This is a genomic window from Williamsia muralis NBRC 105860 (genome assembly GCF_001598915.1).
GTDB classification, from domain to species: domain Bacteria; phylum Actinomycetota; class Actinomycetes; order Mycobacteriales; family Mycobacteriaceae; genus Williamsia; species Williamsia muralis.
Genome location: NZ_BDAP01000003.1, coordinates 599,827 through 616,979, shown reverse-complemented (window position 1 = coordinate 616,979; position 17,153 = coordinate 599,827). Strand labels below are relative to the sequence as shown.

Sequence of the window (17,153 nt, the reverse complement as noted above, 5' to 3'; positions counted from 1 at the left end):
AACCGACCGTACCGTAATCTGCGTCACACTTCTGGTGGGGCGTACGAGTTTCCGGAGGGGCACCTTGGCCGCTGAACAACCACTTGCAGACATGAAACTCCAACGCTCGAGTCGTGATGTCACCACTCTTCCAGATCGGCTGGCGTCCTGGCTGTGCACCGTGGTTCCCGGTGGTGCGAAGCCGCAGATCACGGTGGAGAGCGGGATCGATTCGAATGGGATGTCGTCGGAGACCATCGTGTTGAACGCGGTGTGGACCGACGGCGCCGAGCAGAAGAAGCAGCGTTGGGTGGCCCGGGTGACGCCGGCGGACGAAGACATTCCGGTGTTCCCCAGCTATCGCCTTGACCATCAGTTCGAGGTCATGCGTCTGGTGGGTGAATTGACGGACGTTCCCGTGCCCAGGGTGCATTGGATGGAGGCGACGGGGGACGTACTCGGAACGCCCTTTTTCCTGATGGATCACGTGGAAGGCGTGGTGCCCCCGGATGTGATGCCCTATACGTTCGGCGACAACTGGTTTCATGACGCCCCGGTCGAACGCCAACGGCACCTGCAGGATGCGACCGTCGCGGTTCTGGCGAAATTGCACTCGATTCCTCAGCCCGTGGAGACCTTCGCGTTCCTCGGCGAGGGGTTGGCGGGCGATACCGCGTTGCGGCGAAACGTCAACTGGTGCAAGTCCTGGTACGAGTTCGCTGTCCCTGGCATCGGGCGCTCGTCGTTGCTCGATCGGGCATTCGTCTGGCTCGAAGAGAACTGGCCGGCACAAGCCGATGCGGCCGAACCGGTCTTGCTGTGGGGCGACGCCCGGTTGGGGAACACGGTGTACCGAGACTTCGAGCCCGTGGCCGTACTGGATTGGGAGATGACAGCACTCGGCCCACGTGAGCTCGACTTGGCATGGATGATATTCGCACACAGGGTGTTTCAGCACATAACAACGTCTCTCGGGTTGCCGGGAATGCCGACGACGTTGCGCGAAGAAGATGTGTTGAGCACGTACACAGAGCTCACCGGGGTCGAGGTGGGTGACTTGACCTGGTTCTACACGTATTCCGCAGTCATCTGGGGATGTGTGTTCATGAGAACCGGAGCTCGGCAGGTCCACTTCGGGGAGATCGAGATGCCGGAAGAAGTCGACGGTCTGTTCCATCATCGGCAACTGCTCGCCGACCTCATCGGCGACAACACGGAGGATGCACTGTGATCGGGCCGCTGGACGAGTACCCCATCCATCAGGCGCCGCTGCCGATCGGGTTGGTGGACGCGAGTGATCGCAACTTCTACGACCGGTGCTATCTGAACGCGCACGACAGGACCGGCGACATCTTCGTGATCACCGGGGCCGGGTATTACCCCAACCTCGGCACCAAGGATGCCTTTGTCCTCGTGCGGCGCGGTGACGTACAGACCGCGGTCCACCTTGGTAATGCCATCGACTCCGACCGGCTCAACCAGCGCGTCGGCAATTATCGGATCGAGGTCGTGGAGCCACTTCGGAGATTGCGTCTGATCTTGGAGGAGACCGAGGGCATCGCGATGGACATGACCTGGGAAGGGTCATTTGATGTCCTGCAGGAGCAGCCTCACATCATGCGCACCGGCAGTCGGATCACGTTGCAGGCTCAGCGTTTTGCTCAGGTCGGCACGTGGAGCGGAACTCTGACCATCGACGGAGAGGACATTGCGGTGGACCCGGAGAAATGGGTCGGGACCCGTGACCGCTCGTGGGGCATACGTCCGGTCGGAGAAGCCGAACCTGCCGGTAAACCGGCCGACCCGCCCTTCGATGGAATGTGGTGGCTGTACGTGCCGATGCGTTTCGACGACTTCGCCATCGTTCTCATCATCCAGGAGAACCCGGACGGTTACCGGATCCTCAACGACTGCACGCGGGTGTGGAAGGACGGCCGAGTCGAGCAATTGGGCTGGCCGCAGGTCGATATCCGGTACGAGTCAGGAACCCGAACTCCCACCGGCGCAACCATCATGTGCACCACCCCAGATGGACAGCAGTTGCGGCTCGAGATCGAATCGCGGCTGGCGGTACCGATCCACCTCGGCGGTGGATACGGCGGTGACCCGGACTGGACCCACGGGGTGTGGAAAGGGGAGAAGTTCACCGAACGCCGCACGTACGACGTCACCGACGAAAGCGTCGCGGGACGAATCATGTTCGGGGTGATCGATCACGTCGGGCGGGCGGTGTGTCACGGCCCCGGGGCTGACGGCTCGGAGGGTTTCGGCTTGTTCGAGCACGGAGCTCTCGGGCGGCACGACCGATCGGGCTTTGCCGACTGGTTTTCCGTGGCTCCTTGACCGTTCGCCGTGGCGTTTGTCGGCCTCACCGCGAGGGTGGGCCGCCGTCGTTGATCCGCCGGCCGATGGCGGCGAGTTGTCGTAGCTGGGCGCGAGTGAGCGGGTCGATGACCAGTCTGCGGACGTTCTCGGCGTAGCCCGGTGCTGTCTGCACCACTTTTTCCCACCCGGCGTCGGTTAGGACGGCGTTGGTGAACCGACCGTCTTCGGGGCAGGCGGAGCGGTACACCCACTCGCGTTGTTCAAGCCGTTTGACGACATGGGACAGGCGAGAAAGGGATCCGTTTGCCAACTCGGCCAGGGCACTCATCCGGAGTGTTCGTTCGGGTGCTTCTGACAGCGCAGCCAGGACCTCGTACTCGAAGTGGGTCAACTGGGCATCACGTAAGAGCTGGGCGTCGAGTGCATGCGGAAGTCTGGACAGCAGAACCGCCACCTGCAGCCAGGCCTCCATCTCCTGCTCATCGAGCCATCGTGTCGGCGGTCTGCCAGTCATGGAAAGAGTGTAAACCCGCGTTGCGTACTTGATGCTTCAGTTGACGCTTCAATTATCACCCCTCTAAGGTTCACTTGAAACATCAAGTGATTCACAAGTCGATCGAGGGTGATATGAACTATTCCATCGTGCGGAGTGTCGGAATTCTGCTGGCACGCATCGGTATTGGGTCGGTGTTCCTGGCGCACGGACTCCAGAAACTGAACACCTATGGGTATGCCGGCACCAAGGCCAGCTTCCAGGGTATGGATGTGCCCATGGCGTCGGTGTCCGCATTTGTGGTCACGTGGCTCGAGATCCTCGGCGGAATCGCCCTCATCGTCGGTGTGCTCACCCCGATCGTCGGTGCCCTGTTCGCGCTCGACATGCTCGGCGCCTACTTCTTCGCGCACATCGACATGGGCCTCTGGGTGGCGGACGGCGGATACGAACTGGTGCTGTCGCTGGGGATGGGATCGCTGCTCCTGGCAGTGGTCGGCGCGGGTGGTCTCAGCGTGGATGCCCTGCTGGCGCCGCGTGTTCGATGGCTGGCGGCAGGTTCGTCACAGCCACGCAACCCCGTGGCCGCGTCGAACTGATCGCGGCACCCACCCAGACGGGTGGTGGGATGTCCGGTTTGCGTTTACGTGGCGCGGGGTACTGACGGAGGATGCGTCGTGCCGGCTCAGGCCGCGCGTCCCCTCGTCGGGGCCAACAGTTAGGACCTTCCACGTAATGGCTGACCGCACATCTGAGCTCGGGGGCGATCGATCCGACGGTGACAGTGCGGACAGCGGGGGAGACCAACGCACCCCGCTCATGGCGCCGCCTCGTCTGCGCACCGAAGATGATCGAGCCGCGACAAGACTCGAGCTGTTCTTCGACCTTGCGTACGTCTTGGTCATCCACCAGCTCGCGCTGGCGCTGAAAGACGATCTCGGCTGGCACGGTGTCGGTGTCTTCGCCGGCCTGTTCGCGGTCACATGGTGGTCGTGGGTCACCACCACCTTGTATGCGAACAGATTCGACACGAACGACGTCCTCTACCGGGTGCTGAAGCTGGCTGCCACGTTCGCGGTCGCGGTCATGGCGGCGAGCGCGTCCGCGGCCGTCGGTGGCGACGGCACAGTGGCCTTCGCGGTCGGGTACATCGCCACCCGCGTGATCCTCGCCGGCCTCTACCTCCGGGCGTGGCGACACATCAGCGAAGTCCGCGTCACGATCAACCTGTATTTCGCCGCGACGGTGGTCAGCGCACTGATCTGGACGGTCTCGCTGCTGACCCCGTCGCCGATCACGTACTGGCTCTGGGCGTTGGGGATAGCGATCGAAGCGATGGCGCCGTTCGCAGCCACCCGGTGGGGTCCTGATGTCCCACTGCACCTCGAACATCTGCCGGAACGCTTCGGTTTGTTCGTGATCCTGGTTCTCGGTGAATCGATCTCGGCCATCGTGCTCGGAATGCACGAGACCCATTGGGCGTGGTCGTCGCTCAGTGTTGCTGCTCTCGGCTTCACCATCGCGGCTGCCGTGTGGTGGATGTACTTCGACATCGGTGGCGCAGAGGCGAAGACGCTGCTGCAGGACGACGAGAGTGCGGTCGGCAGCGGCCGCGCCGACGGGTACATCTACGGGCATCTGCCGCTCACCCTCGGTGCTGCTCTTCTCGGGGTCGGCATCGAACAGTACGTCCTGCACCCGGTAGGCGAACTGACTGCAACCGGGCGGTGGGTGCTGTGTGGTGGTCTGGCGCTGTTCATCAGCGGTGTCTGCTGCATCGTCGGCTGGAGTTCGAGCAACTGGAAAACCATCTTCCCGTGGCCGGCACTGGCCATCCCTGCCGTCATCATCGTCGGGTTCGTCGACAACGCCCTTCCCTTCGCGTCGGCCATCGTCCTGGCCGTCGGCGCGATCGTCGCGGTGGTCACCGGGATCGTCCGGCGGCGCAGGAGCAACATGGACACAACCGAGACATGACGGCTGCGATGCCGCTTCTCCCGTGAGGTGATGCTGTTGTGAGTAGCCTTGTTCCGGTGGGGATTCTGACGCCGGTGGCGATTAAAATAGGTGCGGTCTCGTGGATGCCGAAATTGCTGCCGCAGATCGAGAAGTGGGACACCCGGTTGCAGCGGGTCAGCAATGGGCGGCTCAGTGCGCTCGACATCGCCGGCCTACCCAACATCACGTTGACCGTGCCGGGCCGGAAGTCTGGAGTCCCACGATCCACGCCGCTTCTGTGCGTGCCCCAGGATGGCGGCTGGCTGATCGCCGGCTCGTACTTCGGCGCCAAACGAATGCCGGTCTGGGTTCTGAATCTCCGTGCCTGTGAGAAGGCAGAGATCATCTACCGGCGCAAGACCATCGAGGTTTCGTGGCGTGAGGTGACCGGAGCCGAACGCGAGCAGGCCTGGCAGAGGATGCTCGCGGTGTGGCCGAACTTCGCCGTCTACGAGAAGCGCACAGAGCGGACGATTCCCGTCTTCTTCCTCTCGCCGATCGCCTCCGGCTCGTAGGGGCGGGGCACAGGAAGTCGACCGGTGGACATCGACGAGGTCGCCGACGAGCTGTACGGGCTCGACCCGGCTGAGTTCGTGGAAGTGCGCAAGGCTCGTGTCACACAGGCGCGCAAAGAGGGTGATCGCGAACTCGCGACCGCGATAGGCAAGATGCGCAAGCCGACTCTGGTCGCCTGGGTGGTGAACAACTTCGCTCGAGAAGAACCCGAGCAAGTGGAAGAACTACTCGAACTGGGCGAGGCTCTCCGTGACGCACAACGTCACCTGTCTGGCGACGACCTACGCGCACTGACCACTCAACGACAGCGCGTGATCCGGGCGATGGCGCGCCGCGCGGGTGAGTTGGCGGCAACACGTGGGCAGCAGGTGAGTGAGACGGCGGCCCGTGAGGTCGGGCAGTCGCTGCACGCCGCACTGGCCGACCCGGAGATCGCCGATCTGGTACGGGCCGGGCGCCTTGTCACCGCAGCGAGCTACAGCGGTATGGGTCCTGCGGGCATGACGGTGGTGGGCGGTAGATCGAAGCCGACGACGTCGGGGAAGAAGCCGGACACCACGAAGCTAAAAGCCGACGCACAAGCCGAAGTGGATGCAGCCGAACGTGCTGAGCTCGAAGCTCGAGAAGCCGTCGACACCGCCCAGGCCGACGCGCAAGAAGCCGCCGACCGGGTTGCCGAATTGGATTCGCGAATCGAGGACCTGCGCAGCCAGCTGTCACAAGCGGAGCAGGAAAGGCAGTTCGCGCACAAGTCCGAACGTACTGCTGCGTCGAATGTGACTGCGGCAGAACACAAGGCCGAACACGCACAAGCGCGACTCGAGGCCGTCCGCAAGAAACTCGCCGACATTTGATCGGTTGTCAGCGCACCGTCTTTCCGGTCGCTGGACGTGCATCTGAAGCCATTCGCAGAGCGATCAGCGACGTCCTCAGACCGTGGACGACCAGGCTGCCGATGATGACCACCATCGCGATGAGAATCGACGGCGTCGTCAGGCGTTCCCATCGGGATGGGTGGGTCACAACTTATTGATGTGCAGGTGCAGCTTGCGGCAGGTGTGGCCGGAGCTCACGCATGATCGCCTGCCGCGACTTCGCACCCACGATGCGCGCCCGCTCGTGGCCGCTGTGGAACAACACGAGCGTTGGCATACTCATGACCCGGCAACGCGCTGTCGTGACGGGGTTTTCGTCGACATCGATCGCCACCACATCCACGACGTCCGCTTCGTCGACGGCGATCTGGTCGAGTACCGGCGCGATCATCCGACAGGGTGGGCACCAGTGGGCGGTGAACTCGACGAGCACAGGGCGGTCACCACTCAAGACGTGGCTGTCGAACGAAGAATCCGATACGTGGACGAGGGGCATGATCAGTCCTCCAAAGGTGCAGACGGTTGACGCAGGGCTGTGGTCACAGTCGGTTGACCTCGGCTACGAGGCGGTGGCGCGGATCGGCGTGGTCGCCACATTCGCATCGCAGGACTGCGGTGATCCGGCCACCGCAGGCGCTGTGCCGGTAGACGACGTCAGGAAGCGCGCCGGACCCGAGGTGACGCTCGCCCCAATCGGACAGTGCGGACAGGACGGGCAGCAGATCGAGCCCTGCGTCCGTCAGCACGTACTCATCGCGAGATCGCCGCCGCGGAACCGAGTAGGGCCGAGTTGCGAGGATGCCGGCTTCGGTCAACCGGCGAAGTCGATCGGAGACGACCTGCCGGGGTGCGGTGGTGGCGCGCTGGATCTCGTCAAAACGTCGCAGCCCGAGGGAGACCTCCCGGACGATGAGCAGAGCCCAGCGATCACCTACGGTTCCGAGGACGGCTGCCACGCTGTCGATCATGGTTCAGAGTCTAGACTATGAACCCAGCTTGGGACGAACCTCCGGCCCTGACTCGGTCAGGGCCGGAAGCGGGGTATGGAAGACGCTCAGTTGCCGGCGAGTTTCGCGGAGTTCTGCGTGCAGTACGCGGGAACGGCGATGTTGATCAATGTTCGAGCCTTGTCTTCGCTGATGCCGGCATCCTCGGCCACCTTCTTTGTGGTGTCGGCGATGCTCGACCCGTTGGACAGTTCCGTGCAGGCCAGTTTGCCGGTCTCGATCTGTTTGGTGCGATCACCGAACGTCACGTCCTGAGTCTTCAGAGCTTCGATGTAGCCGTTGTCCCGTAGATCCCCCGTGGCGTCCGAGACGTCACCGGCCACCTGCTTCGCACTGTCCGTAGCTCGATCGGTGGCTTCCTGCACATCGTCGCTGCTGCATGCGCCGGCGAACAACATGCAACCGATGAATGCCACCAGTGCTGCGAACTTCTTCATGTCTGCCTCATTTTTCCGTTGTGGGTGGTGCAAGAACGATAGAGGATCGGGGGGAGGGGCCAGTCCCGAACGGCTCGCGGACGCACGCGTGGCCGCGCGATGGGAGACCCACCGCGCGGCACCCCACGTCACTTCTGTTGGTCGGCAACCTTGTTTGTCGCGTCCTTTGCGTGCTCCTGCACGCCCTGGGCCGCAGAGGTGCCCTCCTGCTTGACGGTGTCAGCAGCGTCGGTGGCTGTCTCCTTGACCGCTGCGGCCGCGTCTTGCGCCGGGCCCTGCAGATTCTGCGCAGCCTGCTTGGCCACCTCGGTGACCTCGTCTTTGAGGGGCTGAGCCTTCTCCTGTAGGGCCACTGCCGCCTGCTGCTCCTTCTCGCTGGCGGGGATGAGCGCAGACACCAGCAGGCCCGCGCCAAAGGCGATCAAGCCGGCGGCCAACGGGTTGCCCTGGGTCTGTGCCTTTGCCGCACCGGGTGCGGACTGCACGGCATCCTGAACGGTGCCGGACGCGGACTGAACCGCACCCGTGACCGAGGATGTTGCCGAACTGGTTGTGGCCGAGGCATTCTGGGCGGTGTCCTGAGCCGAACCCATCACGCGCTCACGGACGCCACTGAGCCGACCGGTCACGCGACCGACCTTTCGCTTGGCCATGGTGGCCGGATTGGCCTCGTACGCAAGGGTATCCACGTCTGAGCTGAGCGCCGCGCGGGTGCGCTCGATCTCGGCACGAATCTGATCGGGGTCTGAGCTGCTGGTCATGATCTCTCCTGGGGATGGGGCGTCAGTGCGCCGGGAATGTTCTTGACTGTGTCGGTGGTTTGGGGGAGTCCTTTGGCCTTGCGCAGTGCTGTCCGACCGAGGACGGCCAGAACGCCGGCGATGATGGCCCAGATCAACATGACGACAAGAGCCGACCATGCGTGCCCGATCGCGTTGCCGAGCCCCCACCACAGGGCGATGGACAGGAACAGGAGTACGAAGTAGCCGGCCACCGCAGCGCCTGCCAGCATTCCTGAACCCTTGCCCACCCGGCTGGCGGTCTGAGTGGCTTCGGCTTTCGCGAGTGCGAGTTCCTGTCGGACGAGAATGGACAGGTCTTCGCTCACATTCGAGAGCAGCTCGCCTATCGACGGCGGGTTGGTCTCGGCTCCCTCTCCGGCGTGTGCGCCGTACGGGGCGCTCATGGGTTCACGCCCGGGGCCGGCGGCTGCTGGTAGCCGGGCTGCTGTTGGTAACCCGGCTGTGCCTGGTAACCGGGCTGCGATTGATACCCCGGCGCGACGGTGTACGGGGGAGGCTCGGGTACGTAACCGGGCTGCGCAGGCGGAGCCGCATGCTGTCCGCTGCCGTACCCGGCGACCGGGGGAGCAGCCTGGATCGGCGGGATGGGCGCGGTTTGCGTGTTGTCGGGGAGATTCGCCGCACTGGGCGTTCCACCCGAACTCGAGCCGCTGTCACTGCTGTTGGCTGCGGTCAGTCCTCGGCCGAGCCTTCCGGCCACCAGGCCGGCACCTGCAGCCAAAGCCAGGAACATGCCGGGCTTGCGCCGGGCAAATCGGGTCACCTCGTCCAGGATCTGTCCGGGCTCCCGGTCGTCGAGCCACGATGCGACCGTCTGCGCGTGCTGGGCGGCCTGACGCGTGAGATCGGTTGCCATACCCTGATTCTCGGATTTGTCGGCCATCGATCCGAACTCGTCGGAGAGTGCCCGCAACCCACCGGCAACACGCTTCTGCTGCTCGGAGGCCTGCGTTGTCAGTTCGCCCTTGGTCTGGTGCAGCAGATCTTTCGCCTGGGTCTTGGCCTCGCCGGCAACCTGCGACGCCTGATCGCCTGCAACCGAAGCAACGTGCTTACCGGCATCTGTAGCGCCGCTGGCAACATCGCCTGCTTGCTGCTTGGCGACGTCTGCGGTTGACGTCTCACCAGAAGTCGGCGATGGCCCAGAACTCGGCGTCATCTGATCGTGGATGGGAATACCACTTGAAGATGTCATTGTGTGTCTCGCGTTCTCTCTAGTAAGTAGATGCAGAGATAGGCCGGTCGGCTCCAACCTAAGGATCGATGTACCCAGATTTGCGAGCGTCAATCATCTGTCCGAAAGGCAATTTTGACGGAATCGCTGTGTTGCGCCATCTCTTCGAGGTGAAACCGCGGCCGGGGTTCTGTCGTCTGAGGTAGGTGTCCAGTGTCGACACCCATGCCAGGCCGTGCTCGATTGCGAACAGGATCTAACGCTTTGACCATCCGTCACGATAGAAGGTGAATGAGGCTTCTCCGCGGGACCGAGCGTGGACAGTCTCGTCTGCCACAGCCATCTCGCAAACACCGTTGGGCTGTTGTTTTTCGCCTGTTGCGCTGGTGGTACACCCAGCCCTACGACTACGAATGGGCCCACACCTACGGTGAGTCGCGCACGTGGCTGTTGGTCACGCGTGTCTGCGCGATGATCTGCTGCCTCGTGTATGCGTTGTTCGGGTTACTCGTCATCTTGATAAACCCCTGCAGGTGCTTGCTGCCCAACGGTCTTGTGCTGGCGGCAGCGATGGGCTTCGCGGTCTGTTCGGCCGCGTGGTGGTTTCGTCCGTGGCCCCGCGAGAAGACCTCGGCATGGTTCGTCGCTTTCGTCGACGCGGCCATCACCACCTATTTGTTCGTCGGGGAGCCGGTCGTGGCCCTTGCCCTGCTGAATCTGTTTGTTGTCCCAGGGATGTACGTGACCTTCGTTCACGGGCCCCGATTGATGTCCGCACAGCTGGCCTACCTGTTTGTCGTCATAGTTGCCACGTACACGTACTCGGTGATGTCGCCTGGCACGTCCGTCCTGGTGGCCTCTGCGCTCGCACTCACCGCAATGTGCGCCGGACTCTCGACGAACATCCTCGCGCAGATCGCGCTCACATTCCTGCGTCGCGATGCGAAGGAGTCGTTCACGGACGCACTCACCGGCGTGTTGAACAGGCGTGGTCTGGCCGAGGCGTTGCAGCAGTCGCATGCTGTCTATCCGCCGTGGTCGCCACTCACTGCGTTTGTCGTCGACATCGACAAGTTCAAATCGATCAACGACGCGCACGGCCACATCACCGGGGATGCCGTTCTGACCCGCACAGCGAACTGCCTTGCCGATTTGTGCCGGGGAGCGGACGCTCTCGCGAGAATCGGAGGCGACGAGTTCGCGATCTTCGCGCACCTCGATGCCAAGCAGGCCCAGGCCTTCGCCGAACGCATCAGGCAGAGTCTGGCGGGGGGAGAGGGCACCGATTTCGTCTCCGTCAGCATCGGGACGGTCACGACGTTTGTCCCCTCGTGGCCCCCGGAGGACGGCGACATCGTCGATGTGATGGTCGGTAACGCCGACGCGGCGATGTACCGGGCCAAGAACGCAGGCGGCGGCCGGATCGTCGGTACGAGCATGTGACTCGCTGGTGATCGCCCGGCGGATAGGTAGCCCGGAATATACAGAACCGGGAGTTGCTGGGCGATCTGTTGACCTACCCTCATTACCGACGAGTAACGCGCGCCGACAGCCGAGTGCGAACGATGAGCGTGGAGGTCGAGGTCTGATGGCATACATGGTGAGCGGTGGAACCGGCTTCCTTGGTCGGAACGTATTGCCGAAGCTTCTCGAACGAGATCCCGACTCTCAGGTCTATGTGCTGGTGCGCAAGGCTTCCGTCGAGCGGATGGAGCGGCTGGCAGCCACCTGGGTGGGCGGCGATCGGGTGGTTCCGATCGTCGGTGACCTCACCGCGCCGGGACTGGGCCTCGAGAAGCCGCCGCCGGCAGCAGATCACGTCCTGCATCTCGGTGCGGTGTACGACATGACCGCAAGCGCCGAGGAGTCGAAGGCGGCCAACGTCGACGGCACCCGATCCATGATCGACCTGGCTCACGAACTCGACGCCACGTTCCACCACGTGTCCTCGGTGGCGGTGGCCGGCGACCATGCCGGCGTCTTCACCGAGGACGATTTCGATCTGGGGCAAGGCCTTCCCTCGCCGTACCACGAGACGAAGTTCATCGCCGAGCAGTTGGTTCGTCAATCACCGGGACTGAAGTGGCGGGTGTATCGGCCTGCAATCGTCGTCGGTAACTCGGAGACCGGCGAGATGGACAAGATCGACGGTCCGTACTACTTCTTCACCGCACTGAGAATGCTCAGCCGACTGCCGTCGTTTCTGCCCACCGCGGTACCTGACATCGGTACCACCAACATGGTGCCTGTCGACTACGTGGCCGCGGCGCTCGTGGAGCTCATGTTGCAGCCCGGCCTCGACGGGCGGGCCTTTCATCTGGTCAACCCGAAGCCCCAGTCGGTCCGCGAGGTCTACGGAGCGCTGGCGCGTGCCGCAGGTGCGCCGATGGCAGTGGGCTCGGTTCCGGCGCCGATCGCACGTCCGCTTCTCGGGCTCGGCGACCTACCGGGCGTGAAGATCGCGCGCGATCTCGTGCTCGACCAGATCGGGATACCGCCCGTGGTCATCGAACATCTCACGTTCCCCTCCCTGTTCGCCTCGGCGACCACAAGAGCTGCACTGGCCGACAGTGGTCTGACAGTGCCGAAGTTCGGATCGTATGCCGACAAGCTCTGGCGGTACTGGTACGACCACCTGGATCCGGATCTGGCCCGAAGGCCCAGTCCTGCAGGAGAACTCGCAGATCGGGTCGTGATGATCACGGGTGCATCGTCGGGCATCGGTCTGGCCTCCGCGCACAAGATAGCCCAACGCGGAGCGACGGTCCTGCTCATCGCTCGCGGCGCAGAGGACCTACAGGCGGCCGTGGTAGACATTCGGGCAGAGGGGGGTTCGGCGTTCGGCTACCCGTGCGACATCACCGATCACGAATCGGTGGAGACCATGGTCAAGACGGCCCTCGACGAGCACGACCACGTCGACTACCTCGTCAACAATGCCGGTCGTTCCATCCGGCGGAGTATCGCGCAGTCGACGGACCGGATGCATGATTTCGAAAGAACCATGGCGGTCAACTACTTCGGGGCCGTTCGGTTGGTCCTCGCGCTGCTGCCATCGATGCGCGAGCGTCGTTTCGGCCACATCGTGAACATCTCCTCCATCGGGGTGCAGAGCAAGGTGCCGCGGTTCTCGGCCTACGTCGCGAGCAAAGCCGCGCTCGATGCGTTCAGCGACGTGATCGCGTCGGAAACCCTGGACGACGGGATCACCTTTACCTCGATCCGGATGCCGTTGGTGCGGACTCCGATGATCGCGCCCACGACGATCTATCAATCGCTTCCTGTGGCCTCGCCCGACGACGCGGCGAAGATGGTGGTCCGCGCGCTCGAGAAACGTCCCGACAGGATCGACACCCCAGTCGGTACCGCAGCCGAGTTCACCGGGTTGTTCGCGCCCCGCTTCAAACACCTTTTGTTGCATCAGGCCTACCGCCTGTTCCCGGACTCCGCCGCAGCCAAGGGTGCTCCGGCGGACGACGGAGCCACTTCGCCCGAGCCGTCGGCGGATCGTCAGACGCGGTCGAGCCTGCCGGCCACCCCGCCGATCCCCAAGTCCGCGAAGCGGATTGCCCGCCTCGTCCCCGGAATCTACTGGTGACCGGTCACCCGTCCATCCCTGTCATCCGAATGGTGATGTTGATCCGGCCCTGAGCCAGACCACAACCGGATGGTGCGGTCTCCGGGTATATCTTCGTGACCCCGTGGTAGGCCAGCCGCGAAGGCCCGCCGAAGACGAACAGATCGCCGGATTCGAGGTCGATGTCGGTGTACGGGCGATTGCGGCTCTCGGTGTTCCCGAATCGGAATCGGCATGTGTCACCGATCGACAGGGAGACAACAGGCGCTCTGGAGAGCTCGTCCTTGTCCTGGTGCATCCCCATGCGAGCAGAGTCGTCGTAGTAATTGACGAGGGCGACGTCCGGCTCATAGGCCTCCCCGGACGGCGTGTGCTCGACAGCGTCTGCGACTGCCTTGCGGCCGAGTCGGGCCATCCAGTCCGGGAAGTCGAGGACTCGCGCACCGTTGACATCGGTGGCCGTCCGGCTGTACCGATACGGCTGCCAATGCCACCCGAGACACACCATTTGCACCGACATCTCACGACCGCGCACCCGCGCCGCGCGGATGGGTACCGGTCCGGTCGCCCACTCGTTGAACTGCGCCACGAGCCACCGCTGCTGCTCGAGCGTCAACCAGGCCGGGATGTGGACCGCGCCGGGTGCGAGCTCCCGGCGAGGCCGGTGGGGGAATCCCTCATCGAGCAGGAGCTGATTCAATTGGTGGGCTCCTTTCAAGTCATCGCCGACGCCGGCCGGCCGGTACAAACGGTGGTTCCGCCGCGAGGCGGATTCTGACGATGAGCAGTTGACCGAGGTTCGGTTCGAACTGTGAACGCGTGTTCAGTAGCGTATTGGCATTCGGCAATTGTGCCGACCGATGGTTGAGGAAGACGGGGAAGTCGTGCACGTCGAGGAGAAGTCTCCACGAGCGGTGACACCGCGGTGGAGTGTGCGCCGTGAGCTTGTCGTCACCGCCAGGCTCAACGCCGACAACGTCTGGGTCGCAAGTCTGCCGCCGGTGCTCTTCACGTTGACCGCGGCACTGCGATTCGACCTCGATGCGATCGAACTGGCCGTCGCGATGGTCGCGAGTGTGCTGTGGTCGATGCTCTTCATCTATGTCTTCGACACCGCCAATCAAGCGGGTGGCTCTGAAGAAGACCATGCGAACAAGCCCTACCGCCCGATTCCGTCAGGCCTGGTCACGCCGTCCGGGATGTGGCGCAGGAACTACGTCGGCTCGGCCATCTTTGTCGGCCTGTCGGCAACGCTCGGTCTCACCACCTTTGTTGCCGCCCTCGTCTGGATCGCGACGGTGCAGATCACGCACCGTTTCCTCAAGCCCAGGTTCTACATCTTGTGGAAGCCGGTCACGACGTGGGTAGGTGTGATCGCACAGCTCGGGGGTTCGTGGGCGATAGCGCATTCACTGGACGCCACAGCCTGGTTCTGGATAGTCGCGCTGGCCACGATGTTCATCATCCCTCTCTCGATCGAAGATGTCCGGGACATGGGCGGTGACCGGATCATCGGACGGGTGACCCAGCCGCTGCTCTTCGGCGCCACCGCTGTGCGCACCTGGTTCGTGGTGATGATGGTGATCTGGCCGGCGGTCGGTTATCTGGTGCTGTTCCGCACCAGCGGTGGATCCGATGTCGCAGTCGCGATCGCCTCAGGGTTGATGGCGTTGTTGTGTTGGCCGACGGCCGTACTCACCGCGATCCGCAACACTCGGGCACGGAATCGTTTGGCCTACAAGTTGTACAGCCTCGTCCACGTGGCGCTCACGATGTGCGCGGTGATCGTCCTGGCCTGAGCCCGCTTCGGCGGGATCGGCGGGAGGCCATGATGGTCGATTTACGGCACCGGTGGGATCGGTACTGGCATCATCAGACCTCGTGACGAAGACAGCATCACTCGTACGCATCGCAGTGGCATACTCCAGCGCCATCCTGGTGGCCTTCCTCTGGTTGGGATGGGGCCCGAAGACGGCGTGGCTGTGGCTGGACACGTTGATTGCCGACGTTCTGGCGACCGTGGTCATCTTCGGGTTCAGCCGGTTCTATCGCAACTCCAGTTTTTACGACGCCTACTGGAGTGTCGTTCCGCCGCTCCTGATGATCTATTGGTGGGCCGGCGGCGACCTCGGCATCGATGAGGTGCATTGCTGGTTGATCGCGATCGTGGTGATGCTCTGGGCAGTACGGCTGACGGCGAACTGGATCCGCGGTTTTCCCGGCCTGCACCACGAGGACTGGCGGTACGGGATGCTGCGCGGTCAGGCCGGCCGATTCGAGTTCGTCACCGATCTTCTTGCCATCCACCTGATCCCCACCTTGCAGGTCTTCGCGGGAATGCTGCCGGTCTACATCGCCGTCACCCGTCCGGGTGACGACATCATCTGGCTCACCGCGATCGCGTTCGTCGCGGGACTGGCCGCCGTAGGGCTCGAGCTCGTCGCCGACGCTCAGCTACATCGATTCGTTCGGGACGGAAGACCCGGAGAGGTGATGGACCGGGGTCTGTGGGGCTGGTCGAGACACCCGAACTACTTCGGGGAGTTCGGGTTCTGGTTTGCCTTGGCGCTGTTCGGGGTTGCTGTGTCGCCTTCTGACGCGTGGTGGTTGTTCCTGGGCGCAGCCGCAATGCTCGGGATGTTCTTGGGGGCCAGTATTCCGATGATGGAGAAGCGCAGCCTGGAACGCCGCGCGGGATACCAGGACGTGATCGACCGCGTACCGAGATTTGTCCCATGGCGTCCGCGACGGGTGACCGTGTGACACGCAAGCGAGTTGTCGTGGCCGGCCTCGGCGACAGTGGGGTGCTGACAGCGATTCACCTGGCGGGCCACGTCGATGTCGTGGGTATCTCGGTCAAACCTGGTCTGGTCAGCGGGCAGGAACTGGGAACGCGGTTGAGCCGACCGGACGACTGGTCTCGTGACTACTGGGTCTCCTTCGACCGCTTTCGGGGCCTCGATGGCGTTCGCACGGTCCACGGCACGATCACCGACGTCGACCTGGCGGCACGAACCCTGGCCGTGAGGAGTGCGGACGACTCGACGTCGGTCGAATCCTATGACGCTCTGGTCATCTCGACAGGAGTCAGCAACGGATTCTGGCGCACACCCACGATGCAGTCGCCCGACGAGGTCAAAGCCGGTCTACTCGCAGCGCATGAACGGCTCGCTGCGGCACCATCTGTGATGGTGATTGGGGGTGGCGCCGCGGCTGTAAGCAGCGCGGCCAACGTGGCAGGCACGTGGTCGGAGAAGAAGGTCAGCCTGTGGTACCCCGGCGAGAGAGCTCTTCCCCAACACCACATCCGAACCTGGCGCCGTGTTCGAGGCCGTTTGATGGACCTCGGAGTTCAGCTCCACCCTGGCCATCGTGCCGCCTTGGACGACGGGTTCGTCGGCGATGAGATCACAACAGGATCCGTCACGTGGACCACCGGGCAGGCTCCAGCGTCTGCCGACGCAGTGTTGTGGGCGGTCGGCCGCGTACGTCCGAACACCGGTTGGCTGCCCGAAAGCGTGCTCGACGCAGAGGGATTCGTTCGCGTGAACGATCAGCTGCAAGTACCGGGGCACCCGGGTGTTTTCGCTCTGGGGGATGTGGCTGCGAGCGATCCGTTGCGTGGGTCGGCTCGGAACAGGGCCGACCGTCTCGTCGCTCGCAACGTTCGTGCGGAATTGGCCGGGCGTTCATTACGGGGTTACCGTCCGCGCCAGAGGAGGTGGGGGTCAGTCCTCGGCGTTCAACCGGACGGGCTCGAGGTGTTCACACCCTCGGGCCGCCCGTTTCGCTTTCCGGCCTGGTCGATCGACCGGGTGCTGCAACCGTGGATTGTCAGGCGGGGAATTTACGGGGGAGTGAGGAATCGAGACTCGGAGAGTTCCGGAGTCAACTCATGAATGGCCATGTTGCATATAGCAAATCGGCCCGTCGCCGTGAGGCGACGGACCGATTCGGTCGAACAATTGC

General features: G+C 63.6%; 20 protein-coding genes. 11 read left to right on the top strand and 9 right to left on the bottom strand.

The genetic code is table 11. From position 1 onward, the window contains the following. Window positions 1-91 precede the first annotated feature (91 nt). Window positions 92-1,210, top strand: a complete 1,119-nt coding sequence (locus WIMU1_RS14890; RefSeq protein WP_062798296.1) for a phosphotransferase family protein — start codon at window positions 92-94, stop codon at window positions 1,208-1,210. Further along, a complete protein-coding gene (locus tag WIMU1_RS14885; protein WP_062798289.1) occupies window positions 1,207-2,322 on the top strand; it encodes an Rv3169 family protein in 1,116 nt (371 codons plus the stop codon). The genes WIMU1_RS14890 and WIMU1_RS14885 overlap by 4 nt, the downstream gene beginning before the upstream one ends. Before the next feature lie 25 nt (window positions 2,323-2,347). Here WIMU1_RS14885 and WIMU1_RS14880 read toward each other — a convergent pair whose 3' ends face one another. Further along, on the bottom strand, window positions 2,348-2,818 hold the full coding sequence (locus WIMU1_RS14880; RefSeq protein ID WP_062798287.1) for a MarR family winged helix-turn-helix transcriptional regulator: 471 nt from the start codon (window positions 2,816-2,818) through the stop codon (window positions 2,348-2,350). Window positions 2,819-2,931: 113 nt separating this feature from the next. Here WIMU1_RS14880 and WIMU1_RS14875 point away from each other — a divergent pair, with 113 nt between their 5' ends. The 4 genes from WIMU1_RS14875 (at window position 2,932) to WIMU1_RS14860 (ending at window position 6,165) form a co-directional block, all read left to right on the top strand. Next, window positions 2,932-3,396, top strand: a complete 465-nt coding sequence (locus tag WIMU1_RS14875; RefSeq protein ID WP_062798642.1) for a DoxX family protein — start codon at window positions 2,932-2,934, stop codon at window positions 3,394-3,396. Window positions 3,397-3,532: 136 nt separating this feature from the next. Further along, complete coding sequence (locus WIMU1_RS14870; protein WP_062798285.1) at window positions 3,533-4,774, top strand: low temperature requirement protein A; 1,242 nt, start codon at window positions 3,533-3,535, stop codon at window positions 4,772-4,774. Between the two features lie 56 nt (window positions 4,775-4,830). Continuing rightward, entirely contained in the window at window positions 4,831-5,310 is a 480-nt protein-coding gene (locus tag WIMU1_RS14865; RefSeq protein WP_084248268.1) for a nitroreductase family deazaflavin-dependent oxidoreductase, read from the top strand. A gap of 24 nt (window positions 5,311-5,334) precedes the next feature. Then, window positions 5,335-6,165 (top strand): hypothetical protein, encoded by an 831-nt coding sequence (locus WIMU1_RS14860; RefSeq protein ID WP_062798281.1) that lies wholly within the window; start codon window positions 5,335-5,337, stop codon window positions 6,163-6,165. Between the two features lie 7 nt (window positions 6,166-6,172). Here the strand turns inward: WIMU1_RS14860 and WIMU1_RS26180 are convergent, their stop codons facing one another. The 7 genes from WIMU1_RS26180 to WIMU1_RS14830 form a co-directional block, all read right to left on the bottom strand. After that, window positions 6,173-6,334: a hypothetical protein gene (locus WIMU1_RS26180; RefSeq protein WP_157366795.1), complete on the bottom strand. Its 162-nt coding sequence runs from the start codon at window positions 6,332-6,334 to the stop codon at window positions 6,173-6,175. Window positions 6,335-6,337: 3 nt separating this feature from the next. Then, the gene (gene trxA, locus WIMU1_RS14855) at window positions 6,338-6,682 is read right to left on the bottom strand and encodes a thioredoxin (RefSeq protein ID WP_062798279.1); all 345 of its coding nucleotides are present in this window, start codon (window positions 6,680-6,682) and stop codon (window positions 6,338-6,340) included. Window positions 6,683-6,725: 43 nt separating this feature from the next. Next, on the bottom strand, window positions 6,726-7,154 hold the full coding sequence (locus WIMU1_RS14850) for a winged helix-turn-helix transcriptional regulator (RefSeq protein WP_062798277.1): 429 nt from the start codon (window positions 7,152-7,154) through the stop codon (window positions 6,726-6,728). A gap of 86 nt (window positions 7,155-7,240) precedes the next feature. Further along, window positions 7,241-7,630 (bottom strand): DUF732 domain-containing protein, encoded by a 390-nt coding sequence (locus tag WIMU1_RS14845; RefSeq protein ID WP_062798276.1) that lies wholly within the window; start codon window positions 7,628-7,630, stop codon window positions 7,241-7,243. Window positions 7,631-7,758: 128 nt separating this feature from the next. Continuing rightward, window positions 7,759-8,391 carry a DUF3618 domain-containing protein gene (locus tag WIMU1_RS14840; RefSeq protein ID WP_062798274.1) on the bottom strand — a complete coding sequence of 211 codons (633 nt, stop codon included), beginning with the start codon at window positions 8,389-8,391 and terminating at the stop codon, window positions 7,759-7,761. Then, the gene (locus tag WIMU1_RS14835) at window positions 8,388-8,816 is read right to left on the bottom strand and encodes a phage holin family protein (RefSeq protein WP_023958217.1); all 429 of its coding nucleotides are present in this window, start codon (window positions 8,814-8,816) and stop codon (window positions 8,388-8,390) included. The genes WIMU1_RS14840 and WIMU1_RS14835 overlap by 4 nt, the downstream gene beginning before the upstream one ends. Further along, window positions 8,813-9,628, bottom strand: a complete 816-nt coding sequence (locus WIMU1_RS14830; RefSeq protein ID WP_245969009.1) for a hypothetical protein — start codon at window positions 9,626-9,628, stop codon at window positions 8,813-8,815. The genes WIMU1_RS14835 and WIMU1_RS14830 overlap by 4 nt, the downstream gene beginning before the upstream one ends. 270 nt (window positions 9,629-9,898) lie before the next feature. Between WIMU1_RS14830 and WIMU1_RS14825 the strand changes: the two genes are divergently transcribed. Both WIMU1_RS14825 and WIMU1_RS14820 read left to right on the top strand, forming a co-directional pair. Then, a complete protein-coding gene (locus tag WIMU1_RS14825) occupies window positions 9,899-11,050 on the top strand; it encodes a GGDEF domain-containing protein (RefSeq protein ID WP_084248267.1) in 1,152 nt (383 codons plus the stop codon). Between the two features lie 142 nt (window positions 11,051-11,192). Continuing rightward, window positions 11,193-13,205: an SDR family oxidoreductase gene (locus WIMU1_RS14820; protein WP_120802986.1), complete on the top strand. Its 2,013-nt coding sequence runs from the start codon at window positions 11,193-11,195 to the stop codon at window positions 13,203-13,205. Between the two features lie 4 nt (window positions 13,206-13,209). On the opposite strand, the gene WIMU1_RS14815 is transcribed toward WIMU1_RS14820, so the two are convergent. Next, window positions 13,210-13,884: an alpha-ketoglutarate-dependent dioxygenase AlkB family protein gene (locus tag WIMU1_RS14815; protein WP_062798640.1), complete on the bottom strand. Its 675-nt coding sequence runs from the start codon at window positions 13,882-13,884 to the stop codon at window positions 13,210-13,212. A gap of 160 nt (window positions 13,885-14,044) precedes the next feature. Here WIMU1_RS14815 and WIMU1_RS14810 point away from each other — a divergent pair, with 160 nt between their 5' ends. The 3 genes from WIMU1_RS14810 to WIMU1_RS14800 all read left to right on the top strand — a co-directional run bounded on the left by WIMU1_RS14810 (window position 14,045) and on the right by WIMU1_RS14800 (window position 17,083). After that, a complete protein-coding gene (locus WIMU1_RS14810) occupies window positions 14,045-14,983 on the top strand; it encodes a UbiA family prenyltransferase (protein ID WP_084248266.1) in 939 nt (312 codons plus the stop codon). Window positions 14,984-15,065: 82 nt separating this feature from the next. After that, entirely contained in the window at window positions 15,066-15,947 is an 882-nt protein-coding gene (locus tag WIMU1_RS14805) for a DUF1295 domain-containing protein (RefSeq protein WP_062798636.1), read from the top strand. Continuing rightward, window positions 15,944-17,083, top strand: coding sequence for an FAD-dependent oxidoreductase (locus WIMU1_RS14800; protein WP_062798638.1), 1,140 nt, complete (start codon window positions 15,944-15,946; stop codon window positions 17,081-17,083). The genes WIMU1_RS14805 and WIMU1_RS14800 overlap by 4 nt, the downstream gene beginning before the upstream one ends. Window positions 17,084-17,153: the final 70 nt, after the last annotated feature.